Annotated in this window: 14 protein-coding genes and 1 pseudogene; 8 read left to right on the forward strand and 7 right to left on the reverse strand. The window is 49.4% G+C overall.

The window, feature by feature from the left end:
- Positions 1-20: 20 nt before the first annotated feature.
- The 7 genes from GQF01_RS02630 to GQF01_RS02660 all read left to right on the forward strand — a co-directional run bounded on the left by GQF01_RS02630 (position 21) and on the right by GQF01_RS02660 (position 6,977).
- Positions 21-1,493 (forward strand): ABC transporter substrate-binding protein, encoded by a 1,473-nt coding sequence (locus GQF01_RS02630; RefSeq protein ID WP_161405340.1) that lies wholly within the window; start codon positions 21-23, stop codon positions 1,491-1,493.
- A gap of 106 nt (positions 1,494-1,599) precedes the next feature.
- The gene (locus tag GQF01_RS02635) at positions 1,600-2,454 is read left to right on the forward strand and encodes a carbohydrate ABC transporter permease (protein WP_235958863.1); all 855 of its coding nucleotides are present in this window, start codon (positions 1,600-1,602) and stop codon (positions 2,452-2,454) included.
- A 27-nt stretch (positions 2,455-2,481) separates the two neighbouring features.
- Entirely contained in the window at positions 2,482-3,387 is a 906-nt protein-coding gene (locus tag GQF01_RS02640) for a carbohydrate ABC transporter permease (RefSeq protein ID WP_161405342.1), read from the forward strand.
- Between the two features lie 13 nt (positions 3,388-3,400).
- Positions 3,401-4,567 (forward strand): ABC transporter ATP-binding protein, encoded by a 1,167-nt coding sequence (locus tag GQF01_RS02645; RefSeq protein ID WP_161405343.1) that lies wholly within the window; start codon positions 3,401-3,403, stop codon positions 4,565-4,567.
- Positions 4,539-5,426 carry an HAD family hydrolase gene (locus GQF01_RS02650; protein ID WP_161405344.1) on the forward strand — a complete coding sequence of 296 codons (888 nt, stop codon included), beginning with the start codon at positions 4,539-4,541 and terminating at the stop codon, positions 5,424-5,426. Before GQF01_RS02645 ends, GQF01_RS02650 begins: the two co-directional genes overlap by 29 nt.
- Before the next feature lie 22 nt (positions 5,427-5,448).
- Positions 5,449-6,144 carry a hypothetical protein gene (locus GQF01_RS02655; RefSeq protein WP_161405345.1) on the forward strand — a complete coding sequence of 232 codons (696 nt, stop codon included), beginning with the start codon at positions 5,449-5,451 and terminating at the stop codon, positions 6,142-6,144.
- Between the two features lie 68 nt (positions 6,145-6,212).
- On the forward strand, positions 6,213-6,977 hold the full coding sequence (locus GQF01_RS02660) for a sugar phosphate isomerase/epimerase family protein (RefSeq protein ID WP_161405346.1): 765 nt from the start codon (positions 6,213-6,215) through the stop codon (positions 6,975-6,977).
- Positions 6,978-7,089: 112 nt separating this feature from the next.
- Here the strand turns inward: GQF01_RS02660 and GQF01_RS02665 are convergent, their stop codons facing one another.
- The 6 genes and pseudogenes from GQF01_RS02665 to GQF01_RS02690 form a co-directional block, all read right to left on the reverse strand.
- Positions 7,090-7,344 (reverse strand): hypothetical protein, encoded by a 255-nt coding sequence (locus GQF01_RS02665; RefSeq protein WP_407945388.1) that lies wholly within the window; start codon positions 7,342-7,344, stop codon positions 7,090-7,092.
- A gap of 496 nt (positions 7,345-7,840) precedes the next feature.
- A pseudogene (locus GQF01_RS02670) lies at positions 7,841-7,969 on the reverse strand (cyclase family protein); the annotation flags it as partial.
- Between the two features lie 167 nt (positions 7,970-8,136).
- A complete protein-coding gene (locus GQF01_RS02675) occupies positions 8,137-9,597 on the reverse strand; it encodes an MDR family MFS transporter (protein WP_235958865.1) in 1,461 nt (486 codons plus the stop codon).
- Between the two features lie 53 nt (positions 9,598-9,650).
- Positions 9,651-10,139, reverse strand: a complete 489-nt coding sequence (locus GQF01_RS02680; protein WP_161405348.1) for a DUF1572 family protein — start codon at positions 10,137-10,139, stop codon at positions 9,651-9,653.
- A 13-nt stretch (positions 10,140-10,152) separates the two neighbouring features.
- Positions 10,153-11,154, reverse strand: a complete 1,002-nt coding sequence (locus tag GQF01_RS02685) for an aldo/keto reductase (RefSeq protein ID WP_161405349.1) — start codon at positions 11,152-11,154, stop codon at positions 10,153-10,155.
- Between the two features lie 80 nt (positions 11,155-11,234).
- On the reverse strand, positions 11,235-12,212 hold the full coding sequence (locus GQF01_RS02690; RefSeq protein ID WP_161405350.1) for an oxidoreductase: 978 nt from the start codon (positions 12,210-12,212) through the stop codon (positions 11,235-11,237).
- 185 nt (positions 12,213-12,397) lie between these two features.
- Between GQF01_RS02690 and GQF01_RS02695 the strand changes: the two genes are divergently transcribed.
- Positions 12,398-13,303, forward strand: a complete 906-nt coding sequence (locus GQF01_RS02695; RefSeq protein WP_161405351.1) for an AraC family transcriptional regulator — start codon at positions 12,398-12,400, stop codon at positions 13,301-13,303.
- A 1,106-nt stretch (positions 13,304-14,409) separates the two neighbouring features.
- Here GQF01_RS02695 and GQF01_RS02700 read toward each other — a convergent pair.
- Complete coding sequence (locus GQF01_RS02700; RefSeq protein WP_161405352.1) at positions 14,410-14,760, reverse strand: VOC family protein; 351 nt, start codon at positions 14,758-14,760, stop codon at positions 14,410-14,412.
- Positions 14,761-15,285 lie beyond the last annotated feature (525 nt).

The following is a 15,285-nucleotide window of genomic DNA, read 5'->3' on the forward strand; positions in this document are numbered from 1 at the left end:
TTGTCTAAGGAGAATGCTACTTGAAAACCAAGCCTACGTTTCAATGGAAGTACACTGCCGCCGGTATTGCCGCACTGACACTGCTCCTTTCCGGTTGTGCTCAAGCTGCTCAGAATACAGCGAGCAACAATGCAGTCACGCAGGTAGACGCCAACCAGAATCCTAATGCGGCAACGGACATCGATACGGGCGGCACGAAGGTTAATGTCGTTTCGGCAGCAGGCGATGTAGAAGTCGTTCCAATCGAGGTCATGACGCCTGACTCCTCCGCTCCTGCCCGGGCAAACAACTTCGTTAAGGCTGCCGATAAGCTCAACGCTCAGCTTGAGAAGGAAAACGCCAAGCAGCGGGTGAAGGTCAACGCCATTGTGAAGCCGCTGGCGGACGAGGACTTTAAGCAGAACTTTATCTTCGCCTCCAAATCCGGCAATGCCTCCGATATCTATGCTACGACCTTCTCCAACATCGGGTGGATGGCAGACGGCGATTACCTGCTGAATCTGAACGGCATCGAGAAGGATCCGGTCTTCCAAAACCAAATCCCCGGCTACTGGGATGCGGTGACGTGGAATAAGAACATCTGGGGCGTCATTCAGGATACAGAAGCCCGCCCGGTCTATTACTGGAAGCCTGCGCTGAAGAAGCTTGGCTGGACGGACGAGCAGATCACATCTCTCCCGGGCAAAGTCGAGAAGGGCGAATTCACGATCGACGATATGGGCAAGATCGCCAAGGATGCCGTCGATAAGAAGATCGTACAGAACGGTTTCGTACCGACCACCGGTCAAAGCGACTTGGCCCTCCTTTTCTACAGCCACGGTGTGGAAATGTACGACAAGGATAAGGCCGAATACGTGTTCGATAAAGCACATATCACAGATACACTAAAATGGTTAAAAGGACTGCTCGACGACAAGGTTTTAACGGCATCCGCACTCGGGGCGCCGAAGGACGATAACCTGAAGGCGATGATCAACGGCGAGACGATGTTCATGACCGCCGGTGTCTGGGATGAAGCAAAGTGGAGAACGCGAGGCATGGAGAAGACGCAAGGGAACGTTTCGACAGACTACATCATGCAGAATGTCGGCGTCATGCTGATGCCTCCTACCGAGAAAGGCGGCAAGCCCGTCACCGTATCCGGTCCATGGACGTACGTCGTCAGTAAGCAAACGAAGCATTCGGAGCTGGCAAAACGCCTGCTGACCTATGTCAGCGCACCTGAGCTGCAGAAGGAGCATGACGTACAAAGCTCGCATCTTCCATTTACGAAGGAAGGCCAGGAGCTGATCAAGGACGACCCATGGCTGAGTGCTAACAGCTACTTAATTAACTACTCCAAATTTATCCCGAATGACCCCGATCAGCCTAAGTTTGGAAAAATTTATACAGATGCCATTAAGAACATCTCCGGCGGCAAAAGCCCTGAAGAAACAGTGTCGTTAATGGAAGAACAAATGAAACTCAATCTCGACAAATTTACGGTAAAGTGACGTGGACCGCATGAACGTGATGCATAACGATACCCAACCGCCATTCCCCCAGCAGAAAGCTGGGGGTATACGGGGCAAGCTGAGAGAACATGGAGCCTCGGGCTTGATGCTAAGCCCTTTCTTATTTAATCAATTCGTCCTGTTTGCCTTTACTGCCATCATTGTCATCCTGATCGCCTTTACCTCTATGGACGCCGCGCTGCATTGGGATTTCAGCGGATTGAAGAATTTCCGCAAGGCCTTGATCGACCCCAAGGTCGGGCTCATCGTGGCCAATACGGTCCTGTTCGTCGTATCGACGCTGGTGATTCAGATCGTCTGGGGCTTCGTCATTGCGGTGACGACGACCCACTATATTCGCAATCAAACGGTTGGCTCCGTGTTCAGAACGATCTGGCTGCTCCCCCGCGTATCGCCGGGCGTAGTCGAGGCGCTCCTCTGGACCTGGATTTTGAGCCCGAGTAAATATGGCGTACTGAATACGCTCATGCATGCGTGGTACGGCGCAGAGCCTGTAGCCTGGCTCGATAAATATCCGCTTCTGATCAACATTCTACTGTCCGGGGTCATGGGATCCACGCTGTCCATGATCGTCTTCTCCTCCGCGCTGCAGGCCGTAGACAAATCTTATTTCTACGTTGCCCGCGTGGATGGCGCGACCGAATGGAGCATGCTGTGGAAGCTGATCATCCCGTTCCTTCGGTGGCCGTTGACCTTTCTGGCCGTATGGCAAGGACTTGGTCTGCTGACCAGCTATGAATCCATCCTGCTGCTGACTGACGGCGGACCGGACTACCAGTCGGAAACCTGGGCACTGTATGCGTTCCACACGGCATTCTTCACGCTGGATTTCGGCTATGGCTCGGCCATCTCGCTGTTTATTCTGCCGATCATCGTCATTGCTATGGTGGTGTCGTACCGGTTGTTCGGCTTCCGCAAACTAATGGGAGGCGCCCGTTGACGGGCGACGAAGGGAGGCTTGTGCATCATGCTTAGTAAAACAGTTGAAGCCGATACGCTGCCGGTTCGTCCGGTTCGATCAGCGAGCTTTACGCCGCCGGCGCGCATCGGCCGCCTCAAGGGATTGCCCAATCTAATATCGATCGTACTCTTGACCCTTATAACCTTGCCGCTGCTGTTTATTTATGTCTGGCTCATTCTGATCTCTTTCGGCGACGAGATGGTCAACGGCATCCTGCCGCATGGCTTCACCTTCCAGAATTGGAGCTTCCTCTGGTCAGAGCTTAAGATCAACGGCATGGTCTACCCTAGCATCTGGGGCATATTCGCCAATACGCTTATCATTGCCGTCGGCTCCTCCGTGCTGGAGGTATCCGCAGGTTTAATGGCGGGCTATGTCATATCCCGCAGCAATTTTCCAGGAAAGAACGGGCTTCTTCACTCTACGATGCTCACCCATGCTTTCCCTGCCGTGACATCTCTCATCGCATCCTTCTACATCCTCAACGAGCTGGGGCTCATTAATACGCTCGGCGGCATCATTCTGCTGAAGGGCTTTGCCGGTCTCGGCATGTCGACTTGGATTATCAAGGGCTTCTTCGACGAGGTGCCCAAAGAGCTCGAATGGGCCTCCAGTGTGGACGGCAGCAGCCGGATTAAAACATTCATTGCGGTCTATCTGCCGCTGGTCTGGCCGGGCATCGTGGCGGTCTCACTATTCGCTTTCCTGAGCGGCTGGAGCGAGTATATCATGGTTTCGGTTTTCCTCTTCGACGACAATATCAATACACTCTCGCTTATCGTCCGGAGCTTGTTCTCTGAGACGTCCACGGAAAGCTTTGGCGTCGTGATGGCGGTGGGCAGCTTCTATATGCTGCCATGTCTAATTCTGTACTTCTTCTCCCAGCGCGCGCTGATGAGAATGAAAATGTAAAGGAGGCTTCTTCATGCGCATTGAACTGCAGCATGTGTCCAAACGCTACGATGCGGAAGCGCCATCCGTCCAAGATTTGAGCCTATCGGTTCAGGACGGCGAGCTGATGACGATTCTCGGCCCGAGCGGCTGCGGCAAATCAACCACGCTGCTTATGATCGCAGGCATCTTCCCGCCTTCGCAGGGAGATATCCTGTTCGACGGGCACCGCGTAAACAACGTGCTGCCGAAAGATCGGCGAATTGGCATGGTGTTCCAGAATTCCGCGCTCTATCCGAATTTGAATGTTTCCAAAAATATTCAGTTTCCTCTGAAAAATATGGGTGTTGGCCGCAAGGAGCGGATTCAGCGCTCTGAAGAAGCGGCGCGAATGGTGCAGATGAGCGAATATTTGCGCCGCAAGCCAAGCCAGCTTTCCGGCGGACAGCGCCAGCGCGTGGCCATTGCCCGTGCGGTCGTGAAACAACCGGGGCTGCTCCTGCTCGACGAGCCGCTATCCAGCCTGGACGCTAACCTGCGCGGAAATATGCGCGAGGAAATCAGACGGCTGCAGAAGGAGTTGGGCATTACGACCATCATGGTGACCCATGATCAAGAAGAAGCGCTCTCCATGTCCGACAAGATCGCCGTGATGAACGCCGGCCAATTGCAGCAGATCGGAACACCACTTCAGCTGTACAATGCACCGGCCAATTGGTTCGTCGCCAATTTCCTCGGCATGCCTGCGATGAATGACTTGGCGTGTACTTGGCGCACCGATGGCTGTCTGCTCGTAACAGAGACCGGTCAGGCGATTCCCGTGAACGGCGGCTCCGGCTTGAGCGCTCTGCGCCAGGATCAACCGATGCGGCTTGCCTTCCGCCCTCACCAGGTTTCATTGATTACGTCCGCCGACCAGTATCGGGACACGGATGTAAGAGGCCGAGTTGCTTCGGTTGAATTTACCGGAAGAGAGCGGCTCGTTCATATCCGAGTCGGCCATACGGCCATCAAGGTATATGCCGATATGACTGAAGCGCTCGACGAACAACAAGAAATCGCCCTTCGGCTGAACGTCGATTATTATCTGTTCGACCGGGAAACAGGCGAGAACCTCCGGCTTCCAGTCGTGAGCAGTCAACCGAAAATAAGTGAAATAGGAGATATGTCCTTTGTTAAACAAGCAGCCTATTCCCTCTAATCAGTCAAACATCCCGATCCGCTGGATCGTCTCCGATCTGGACGGAACGCTGCTGAATTCCGAACAACAAATCCCTCCCGAGCTCGTTCGGCGCATCGCTCGTTTCACGGAATCAGGCGGACGCTTCACGTTTGCAACGGGACGAACCTTAAGCGCGGCTCAGCCGTTCATCACGCTCCTTCAAATTACTTCGCCCGTCATCTTGTTTAACGGCGCCCGCATCTACGATCCGGTCATGGGAGCGTATCTGACCGAGCATTACCTCGATTCTGTCTCGGTCCGCCATGTGATGCGCATGTATAAGGAGGCTGAAAAAGCACAGCAGCTTGATCTGCTGCTATTTCATGAAGAAGGCATCTTCAGTTTCAGCGCGGTGCTTTCGGAGCAAGTGAAGAAGCAAATGCACAAGGACGGCGTCGTGATCGAGACGGCTTCACCGCAGTGGATGGACGGCTTCGCCGGCAAAGTAACCAAGCTCATGCTGATTGGACCCGAAGCGGACCTCATTCGTTTTCAGCAAGCCGCCGCTGCGATTCCACTGAACACCGTGCGGTCTGAAAGCCAGCTGCTAGAGGTGCTGCCTCATGGAATCAACAAGAGCACCGCGTTATCGGCGATGATCCGGCTGCTTGGTGCAGAAGATGACGACTTCGCCGTCGTCGGCGATAACTTGAACGATCTGGAGATGATCGGCTCGGTGCGCAACGGCTTCGCCGTCGCGAATGCCAATCCGGTCGTCAAAGCCGCCGCCGCTCATGTGCTTGCCCGCAGCAACGAGAAATCGGCGCTGCTCGATGTAATCGATTTTGTAGAGTCCACATGGCCGCTGGGACACGGATGGTCAAGCACGGAATCCTAACATACAAGGAGATGCGACAACGATGATTAATAAAGCTGATGCTACGATTTTGTCCGACTATATGCTGCCACCGGGGACGATTTTCCCCAGCTCTGCCCCGCGCTACCCCAATATCTGGGTGCTGGTCCACGAGTCGCTAGCCCCTAACTACCGGGCCGCGATTACACTTGTGATGCAGGAGCTTGAAGCATGCACCGACATGTACAACGACTTCGGCTATGCGCATTCAGCCGAGGGCTGCGACGCCTTCGCCCGCAGACGCGGCCTTCAGCCGGTGCGCCTCGGTCCGAACGGTTCCAGAAGCCACGACCATTGCGTGCATCTGCGGTTTTATTACGCCCCGCTTCACGCCGGCAATCCGGTCGAAACCGCAGAGGGCCGCTATTTCCAAGTGGCCGCCAGCGTGCATTACGAGGTCGATCGCCCTAAGCAGTTCCATCCGTATATCGACGAATGCCCGTATTGCGGATGCACAGGTGAATATGAAGCCTACATGGGCGGCAGCATCCGGGATAAGAACGAGAAGGTTCACGATCCACTTGGCGTAGAACTGATTCTGCATGGCACGATCCGAGGCGAATCTATCATCGCTTTTGACGGGCTGAACAGCCTGACTGACAAGTATGACGTCCGCATGAACGAATTCGTACCGGGTCCGGATCGGAACGACATTACGACGGCCAAGGTTGGCGTTGTTTTTCTAAAACCGCAGCGATAATCGTTCTGCCTGCCCGATCAAGCGAAGTCCTCTTTTCAACCAAAACAAGCTTAGGAGTGTTTGCCCTTATGAAAAAAAACCAAATCGCTGCGCAGCTCTACACCGTGCGCAGCTTTACGAAAACCGCCGAGGATCTGGATGCAGCGCTGCAGAAGATCAAAGCGATCGGTTATGATGCGGTCCAAGTGTCGGGCATAGGTCCTATCGCACCAGAGGCTGTGCTGGAGATGTGCCAGCGACGTGGGCTGACGATTTGCGCGACGCATGTTCCGTTTGAGTGGCTATTGCAGGATTTGGATAACGTAATTAAGGTTCACAAGGCCTGGAATTGTCGTTATGTCGGCATCGGGTCGATGCCTCCGGCTTATCGTACCGGCTTAAGCGGTTATCAAGAGATGGCCCGGACGCTGTCCGAGATCGGCGCAAAGCTGTCGGAGGCAGGTCTAGGGCTGATCTATCATAATCATAAGTTTGAATTCGAAAAAATAGCGGGCAAAACCGGTCTCGAATGGCTGCTCGAAGAATCGGATGCCGCGCATGTCGGCTTTGAACTTGATATGTACTGGGTTCAAGCTGGCGGCGCCAATCCAGTGAACTGGGTTCTCAAGGTCGACGGACGGATGAAGGTCGTTCATTTGAAGGATATGGCGATCGTAAATGACACGCAGACTTTTGCCGAGATCGGCGAGGGAAATATGGACTGGCCGGCTGTTCTTGATGCCTGCCGCGCTACTGGCGTTGAGTGGTACGTGGTGGAGCAGGATGTCTGTCCGGGGGATCCGTTCGAAAGTCTAGCGCTCAGCTATCATACACTCAGTGGCTGGGCTGAATAATTCATAAACATGAAGAGTCGATGGCATCATGCCTTCGCCTTTTATTTTTATATTCATGGCAATACCTGACACCATTATGTTGGATAATAGTACCGTCTCTAATGGTTAACCATTAGCGAGCAGTGTGCAGCCGGTATAGGATTGCAGCCTGTTTTAAATTTAATAACCCCATATCAACTGATGTTTCTATGTAACCCACAATCTGATCAAACACAAAGACATTGAGTGTCTGATTAACTACTTCATTTCCATACTCCATATCTCCTAGGACATAAGGAACAAACCCTTCGACATCTTTGGACTTAACCTCTTGTAAATCAATGATTGTTGGAGTGTAATATAACGTCTTTCTCCAGTAATTTTCCATTTAATAATCCGATTCATTTTTAATTGCAACAGCATCTGGAGCAATGCTTCCAAGTAAAAATGGCGTTCTATCTTCTATCGACAGACGCATTGCAATTCTATTTGCAATAATTAAATGCATTATCCTTGAACCCACACTATCGCCACCATTATTCAATGAATAAACTATATTGCCGCTATTTTCCTAACAGTGGCACTACCGAATCTAGCTGCGTTAAACTCTCGTTAAAATGCAAATAGGGAGCAGCTGTGGCAAGCAGTCTAGCAGAATTCCTGTGTTATCGTATTAAACAATTGAAAATAATTGCTGAATGTTACTTATCACTTCCGTATACACGCCATACAGCTCTACTTTCGTTTAGTTTTTTTAAGTTCCCTATCTTGAAATAAAGTAAAAAAACAATTCGGATCAAATCCCGAATTGCTTTTTTACTCTAGAGTTATTTATGCTATCAGTTCTACTATCATGCGATCTATGATTATTCTATTCATTAAACCTACTCTTGGATGAATGCAACAGGTCTTGACCAGCCGGCACTACCTTTTTCCACCTTGATAGGAAAACAACATACTTTGAAACCGAATGGTTTTGGAATTTGATCCAAATTGGCGAGTTTCTCGATTTGGGCGAGCGCCCCCTTAAGGTCTTCCTCCGTGCTCTCATACCCCGGGGGCTTCTCCCTGAAGTTCAGCAATACCCGCGAATCCGCGGACTGATAGCTACACTTAAGTCGATAAGTTTCATCAAGTATTACCTCTTTTCTCATAAATGTAGCGTAGATCTCTCGCCTACTTAATCTGTTTTCGACTCTATCTTTGGCAACATTAGCGTTCCAATCAGAGTTATAACAGCGAGCACAAACACGCCCCAATAAACCTGATGAAGGGAGATCGTCAAACCGCGTTGAACAATGTGCAGCTGTTCTGCCGGGAGTGGATGCGAGCCGGATGAATTCAAAACCTGATTAATGGAATTCATGGATATGACATCGCCTAACGGATTTTCATTGCTTGATATAAACCGTTTGAACCTCAAGTTCAGGACGCCTCCAAGCAATGCTGCTCCTACCGAGCTTCCCAGCAGCCGCATGAACATATTTGACGCGGTCGCGACGCCGCGCATTTGCCACGGAACACTGTTTTGAATCGAGATCAAAAAGGCGGAGTTAGAGAATCCCATTCCAATTCCGATAATAAACGATCCGGCGCCTGCCCACATTGGACCTTTTGAGGGATCCAGCGTGACAAAAAACAGCGAGCCGATGAAAATGGCGATGCCGCCTATCACGGCTGTGGGTCTGATTCCGATTTTAATGATCGTAAACCCTGCCAGCCACGCTGCGATTGGCCACCCTACCGTCATTACGGTAAGCGTAAAACCGGCAATAAACGCGGAGCCGCCCATGACGCCTTGAATATATGTGGGAAGAAAGCTCGACAGTCCGATAACGATAGCACCCGATGTAAGTGTCGCCGTATTGCCTATGGCAATAAATCGGTTTCTCCATATGTGCAGCGGCATCATCGGTTCAGAAGCTCGTCCTTCTTGTTTCAAAAACAATGCGGCCCCCAATACAAATGCTAGAAGCAAAGCAAGAATTTGAGGTGATGTCCATCTCCAGGCACCCCCACCTTGAATCAATACGACCATAAGGGATGTAATGGATACAAAAAACAACCCCGAGCCGGCATAATCGATGGAACGCTTTTTTTTCTCTACGCCTTCGTGTAAAAAGAAAATGGCACCTGCAGCCGCCAATAACCCGAGAGGCACGTTCATCCAAAATATCCAAGACCAGTGCGAATAATGAACAATAATACCTCCGACAAGCGGTCCGATAACGGAAGAAATACCGAATACGCTGGAAAAATAACCTTGCACTTTAGCACGTTCTTCTACCGTATACATATCCCCGATAATCGTCATGGCAATGGGTTGGACAGCACCTGCTCCGAAGCCTTGAATTACCCGAAATATCACAAGCATGAACATGGATGTCGAAAATCCACATAATATGGAACCGGAGAGAAAAATGACGATACCGATCATAAAGATGGGTTTTCGCCCGAACAAGTCAGAAAGCTTGCCATATATCGGCGTCGTTACGGCCTGCATTAACGTGAATGCCGAAAATACCCAACTGTACAACGAAAACCCGCCTAATTCCCCAACGATGCTGGGCATCGCGGTTGATATGATCGTCATTTCGATTGCCGACATAAACATCGCAAGCACGAGTGCTGCCAAAACCATAGGGCGGTGAGTTTTTCTAACAATAGCTTTCCTTTTAACGATGACCGACTGACTCATAATTTTGGTTTCTGCTTCGGTACGATCGTCGTGACGTAATCTTCATCCTTTAGCATCTTGGCGATGTAGAAGATCTGTCCCGTATGCTCCGAAATGTGCGTAGCGGTTTGTATGAATATCTCTAAATTCGTCAGATCGCGATTATCCGGGATTTTAGTGTCCGAAAATCGTTTTTCCGACATTGCCATCAACGTATCTTTGACCTCGTGAAGCGAAATCAGAATCATCTCGATTAGCTCGTCCTTGGTTTTAAATTGCTCCCCGAACTCTTCATCGCGATTTCTGAAATAAGGTTTTTCGTTCATGCCTTTGCCAATACGTTCGTTTATGTTCCCGCTCATGTGAACTATCAAATTAGCTATGCTGTTGCTCGATTCGTTAGGACGCCAATTTACTTGCTGATTATCTAGTTGATTCAGTACCAATTCGATTCTCTTTTCGATCGAATCGAACCTAATTTTCAATATGCCTTCCAGCTCGTTCATGCTTGTTTTCACCTCACTTATTTACGTACGCCATATTGGCTTGGGTATATCGCTCGCCTGCCGCGATGCCTATAGGTGCAACTTCGTCAAGCTCTGCCAACTCCTCTTGCGTCAAAACGATATCTGCGGCAGCGATATTTTCTTTCAAGAAGGAGATGCGTCGAGTGCCGGGAATCGGGACGCATCCCTGAGCTATCGTCCAGGCCAAAGCGAGCTGAGAAGGTTCGACTCCCTTTCTTTCGGCAATCCCGCTTATCGCCTCGACGATGCGCGCATTGGCTAGCAAATTTTCTCCGCTAAGCCGAGGATCGGTTTTGCGGAAGTCCGTTTCGTGCAATGCGTCCGTCTTTAAGCGGCCGGTCAAGAACCCTCGACCGAGCGGTGAGTAAGGCACAAATCCTATTCCTAATTCATGGACTGTATCAAGAACCCCGTTAGCCTCGACGCCACGTTCGAATAACGAATATTCTGTTTGTACGGCAGTAATCGGATGCACGGAATGCGCACGGCGAATGGTGTCTGCCGCGGCTTCGGACAAGCCGATATGGCCAATCTTACCTTCGGCGACCAGTTTACTCATCGCTCCTATCGTCTCTTCTATGGGAACGGTTGGATCGATGCGGTGCAGGTAAATTAGGTCGATGTAGTCCATCTGCAACCGACGAAGTGAGCCTTCGATGGCTCGGACGACATGCTCCGGCTTACCGTCCACAACGCGCTTCCCATCGACAACCTTGATCTTGCCGTCGTCCGTGAAACCGAATCCGACTTTGGTGGCAACGATCACGCGCTCGCGTATGCCGGTAAACGCGCGTCCAAGCAATTGTTCGTTGTGACCCATACCGTAAGTCTCCGCGGTGTCGAAGAACGTAACGCCAAGCTCGGTTGCAAGGCGAAGAGTAGACAAACTTTGTTCGTCGTCGCTTGGACCGTAAATGTAAGTGCTCATGCCCATGCAGCCCAGTCCAACTTGACTTACCTTCAAGCCCTGTGATCCCAATTCAACGCTTTTCATTACGCTTCATGCCTCTCGTTTATAGTTTATTGTTTATTGTTTATAGTTTTTTTAAAATGCTGGTTGGTTTCCGTCATGTTTCAATCGGTGAGCTTCGTTCCGGTGAGCTGCTCGCTTAACTGCCATAGTCTGCCTGCGGCAACGGGATCGAACGCACGAGGCCGCACGCCATGCATTTCGGTCGACTCATCGCTCGGCAGCGCTAATGCGATATCGCAATCCGCGCAATAGACACCACCTAAGAAATCAAGCTTTGGACTTGTCGCGCACCACACACTTGTTGCAGCTCCTTGCTGAGGCGTTTTCCGGTTATTGTCGGGATCGATAATCGGCTTTCCGGACTTATCGATAATGTCAAGGCTATCAATTTCGGACTTTGTCAAATGGCGCTGCAGATCTGTTGCAATGCCGCCTGGATGGACGGAGAATGCACGCACGCCGTATGGCTCCCCGATCGAATCAAGTGCAACTGCGAACAATGCATTTGCTGTCTTCGATTGGCCATAAGCCGCCCATGGATTATATTCGCGTTGTTCGAAATTCAGATCGTGGAAGTCAATCCCTGCGCGCCGATGAGCATAAGACGAGAGAGCCACGACACGCGCTCCCTCCGCTCGAACGAGAGCCGGCCATAGACGACAAACGAGCTGGAAATGGCCAAGGTGGTTGGCCGCGAACTGGGATTCATACCCCCGTTCGTCCCGTTCTAACGGAGTTGCCATGATGCCTGCATTATTGACGAGGATATGAAGCATATCGAACCGGCTAAGGAATCTATCGGCAAAGGCATCGATCGACGATGGATCCAGTAGATCCATCGTGTCCAACAGGACATCCGGCATGTCGGATAGACTCGCCTTTGCTTTCGCGATATCCCGAGCAGGCACTATGACCCGGGCGCCGGCAGAGCGAAACGCTCGAACCGTTTCCAAACCAATCCCAGAATACCCGCCGGTTACAATTACGTTCTTGCCAGTTAAATCAATCCCTCTAATGACTTCAGCTGCTGTTGTATATGCTCCGAAACCGGAGCCGATTGGTGCTTGTGGTGTTCTCATCTATGTCTCCTCCATCATTCCATAATTATTATTGCTCCTCTCGAGCCTCTTCATTATGCAACAGATGAATCCGCAAGGGATATCACGATTGCCTCAAATGATTGCCTAATCCTATCACGTCCACTTGCGAACGACCTTTGCATATACTATGATAGGTCTCAAATGACCCCCTATAGGAGATTACAATGACCCTTAAAATACATGAATATCGCGATACGCTTGCTCGGAGTATCGAACGACTGACAAATTACGAAAATGGTATTCACCCAACTCCTATTCCATCACTTTTTTTATTTCGCGAAAATCAGGTGACAGAACCTAAGCATGGCGTTCATAGTCGTTCCATTTGTTTTGTATTTCAAGGACAGAAAGAAGTGCTGCTTTCTCAAGAGCGATACAGGTACAGCACAGCCGAATATTTGGTGGCCTCGGTTCAATTGCCAGTCATTAGCCAAATCACTGAAGCCTCACCAGAGGCTCCCTATTTGGCTTTGAAGCTTGAATTCACGCCGGAACAGGTACTGGAGGTCATTAAGGAGTCCAAAATTCAAGTCGCTTCCCTGGAGCAAGTGAGACGGGGATTATTCATTAGCGAGGTGGATGTGCCGCTATTGGATGCCGTGATGCGTCTAGTGCAGTTGCTGGATAATCCAGCAGATATCCCGCTGTTTGCATCTATGATAATCAAAGAAATTCTATATCGTGTACTTCAAGGGAAACAAGGCGGGATGCTGACACAAATTGCCGTCGAAGGCGGCGGGGCTTTTCGAATCAAAGCGGTTATTGACTATATTAAGGAGTATTACAAACAACCGGTTCGTATCGAGGAGCTTGCGGAGCAAGCAAATATGAGTATACCCACGCTACATCGGCATTTTAAAGAGGTTACCGCGATGACGCCAATCCAATTCCAAAAGCAGCTGAGGCTTCAGGCAGCTCGGCAAATATTGTTATCCGAATCATCCAATGCCGCAGATGTCGCATTTCAAGTTGGCTACGAAAGCCCATCCCAATTTAGCCGTGAATATTCCAGAATGTTCGGACTTTCGCCGATTCAAGATATCAAACGATTAAGATTACTGGAGGGTTAATGCTCCGGAACGTATTTTCCGTGCACGGTTAAATTCCGATGCGCAATCATATAATATACGTGAGAATGTAATTCTACACGGGTCTCTGCGATTTAATGCCAACAATAAAAAAGGCTTTCTTCTTCGTTTCGTAGCTGGACGTTAAATAGTTTGACCCCTCTTTGCTATAAATAAAAGCAGCCCCTATAGTATTCGAGACTGACTCCCGATTGTGAGACAGGGATCAAAACACCACTCAAGTTATGCAGCAGTCGTCGGAAATCAATCGGCGACTGGTTATTTAATTATATTTGGATACGATTGATTTATAGTAAAGAATGTGCTCTCGAACGGTCTGCTCCACAATTGCCGTCGTTGTACAGGTTATACCTTCGAGATAGAATCAATGGGGGCATTATCAGCGGAGGTGACCTTACACGACACCACGCCCTCCCTGTTAAACAAGTCCAAAATGCTCGATAGATATAATGTTTTTCCGCCAAACGGCAAATAGGTTATATCAGTTACTAGCCGTTGCATCGGTTCAATGCTTGGAATCGACGGTTTAACTGATGTTCAACGATATGTACTGGCTGCCCTACAGCCTTGCTTTTCTTCATTTTGACCCGACACTGTAGTCTCTCATATTGCATGATCCGCTGCACACATTTGTAATTGACGTGTTGATTCTCTTCAAAACAACGCAGTTAACTCCAATTAGGGCACTACGGCCTCTGGCGACACCTCCTTTTGTTGCCATAGAAACCATTCTCCGCCTTACCGACTGGCTGCTCAAGCCGATGAAGTTGCCCATTACGTTACCAAGACATCCACGTTATAAACTGCTGATTCCGAGCTCATCCATGACCAATTTCATAGGATTACCTTACTAATCTCATCTTAATTGCCTTCATTTGAGGTAGCTAACTCTTGTGCCAGAGCAAAAACACCTCCAAGTTGTCCCCCACATCTTACGACATGGAACCTTTCACTTGAAGGTGTTTTAATTTGTCTCACGTTAAGGGCTAGTCCATTCATCGGTTGTGACGCCAAGGTGTTTCTTCAATGTCCACTATAAGGTGTGCACTTCATTCATGACCGGTTGTCTCATGAATGTATAATTTCTGTTATTTATACTGGATAAGACCAAATCGTATGCCCTGTGGATCGAACAAGTAGGCAAGATAAAAATCACCAAAGTCCATTTTGTCCGTATCCGGCTTTGCACCGTTTTCCACGGCTTTAGCAACGGTAGCGTCGATGGAATCTACTTGAATTGTGATTTGTACGCGTTGAGCAATTCCCTTCGGGGATCTTGTAATGCCTCCGTCGATACCTTGTGAATCAGTTGATCCTGTTGTTACAGGCCAGTAATCCCAATTGGGAGACCCTATGTTCCAATCAAACACATTGGAATAAAACCGAGTTGCCCCTTCCGGATCCTGAGAGCCTATATCAAACAAAATGACGCGATTCATTTGCTCACTCCTCAATAAATTAGTTAGATAATGCACTTCATTAGTATAGAACATTCGTTCTATTTTGTAAATATTTACATTTCCCTTTGCTTTCATGTAATACTGTTCGCTACTACTTCTTACGGGCTGCATTCGGTTGGATGACACTTTCGTGTCAACTTGTTAGTTAAACATAAATCTTCTTACAATTGGATCAAGAATAAATCTGTCCCTCTTTGCGCCTTTCGCGAGGGACAAATGACATATCAAACCAGTAAATGAAGGTCTCGACAAGACTGACATCCAGGTAGAAGTGAAAGTTAAAATAAAGAGTTGCGGAACCGGTTAACGGTTTCATTTGAAGTTTCCGGGTAGTCTGATGAGTGTACAACGGTCATACCGAAAAATCCGTAATAGGTGTGATAAGATCAGGCAAACATTTGAGAATATTGTTATAACTATTGCTGTGTGTTCTATTGCACAATGAAGAGACTAAACCAATATTTCATATCATCACGAATATAAACGGAGGAGATCATAGCTGAA

The sequence above is a fragment of the Paenibacillus silvestris genome (assembly GCF_009882985.1).
In the GTDB taxonomy this organism is placed as follows: domain Bacteria; phylum Bacillota; class Bacilli; order Paenibacillales; family NBRC-103111; genus Paenibacillus_E; species Paenibacillus_E silvestris.

What these genes read in the sequence shown, in the direction of transcription:
- GQF01_RS02635 (WP_235958863.1), top strand. Translation starts at nt 1,600, where the DNA reads ATGCTAAGCCCTTTCTTATTTAATCAATTCGTCCTGTTTGCCTTTACT.
- GQF01_RS02640 (WP_161405342.1), top strand. Translation starts at nt 2,482, where the DNA reads ATGCTTAGTAAAACAGTTGAAGCCGATACGCTGCCGGTTCGTCCGGTT.
- GQF01_RS02645 (WP_161405343.1), top strand. Translation starts at nt 3,401, where the DNA reads ATGCGCATTGAACTGCAGCATGTGTCCAAACGCTACGATGCGGAAGCG.
- GQF01_RS02655 (WP_161405345.1), top strand. Translation starts at nt 5,449, where the DNA reads ATGATTAATAAAGCTGATGCTACGATTTTGTCCGACTATATGCTGCCA.
- GQF01_RS02660 (WP_161405346.1), top strand. Translation starts at nt 6,213, where the DNA reads ATGAAAAAAAACCAAATCGCTGCGCAGCTCTACACCGTGCGCAGCTTT.
- GQF01_RS02665 (WP_407945388.1), bottom strand. Translation starts at nt 7,344, where the DNA reads ATGGAAAATTACTGGAGAAAGACGTTATATTACACTCCAACAATCATT.
- GQF01_RS02675 (WP_235958865.1), bottom strand. Translation starts at nt 9,597, where the DNA reads ATGGTTTTGGCAGCACTCGTGCTTGCGATGTTTATGTCGGCAATCGAA.
- GQF01_RS02680 (WP_161405348.1), bottom strand. Translation starts at nt 10,139, where the DNA reads ATGAACGAGCTGGAAGGCATATTGAAAATTAGGTTCGATTCGATCGAA.
- GQF01_RS02685 (WP_161405349.1), bottom strand. Translation starts at nt 11,154, where the DNA reads ATGAAAAGCGTTGAATTGGGATCACAGGGCTTGAAGGTAAGTCAAGTT.
- GQF01_RS02690 (WP_161405350.1), bottom strand. Translation starts at nt 12,212, where the DNA reads ATGAGAACACCACAAGCACCAATCGGCTCCGGTTTCGGAGCATATACA.
- GQF01_RS02695 (WP_161405351.1), top strand. Translation starts at nt 12,398, where the DNA reads ATGACCCTTAAAATACATGAATATCGCGATACGCTTGCTCGGAGTATC.
- GQF01_RS02700 (WP_161405352.1), bottom strand. Translation starts at nt 14,760, where the DNA reads ATGAATCGCGTCATTTTGTTTGATATAGGCTCTCAGGATCCGGAAGGG.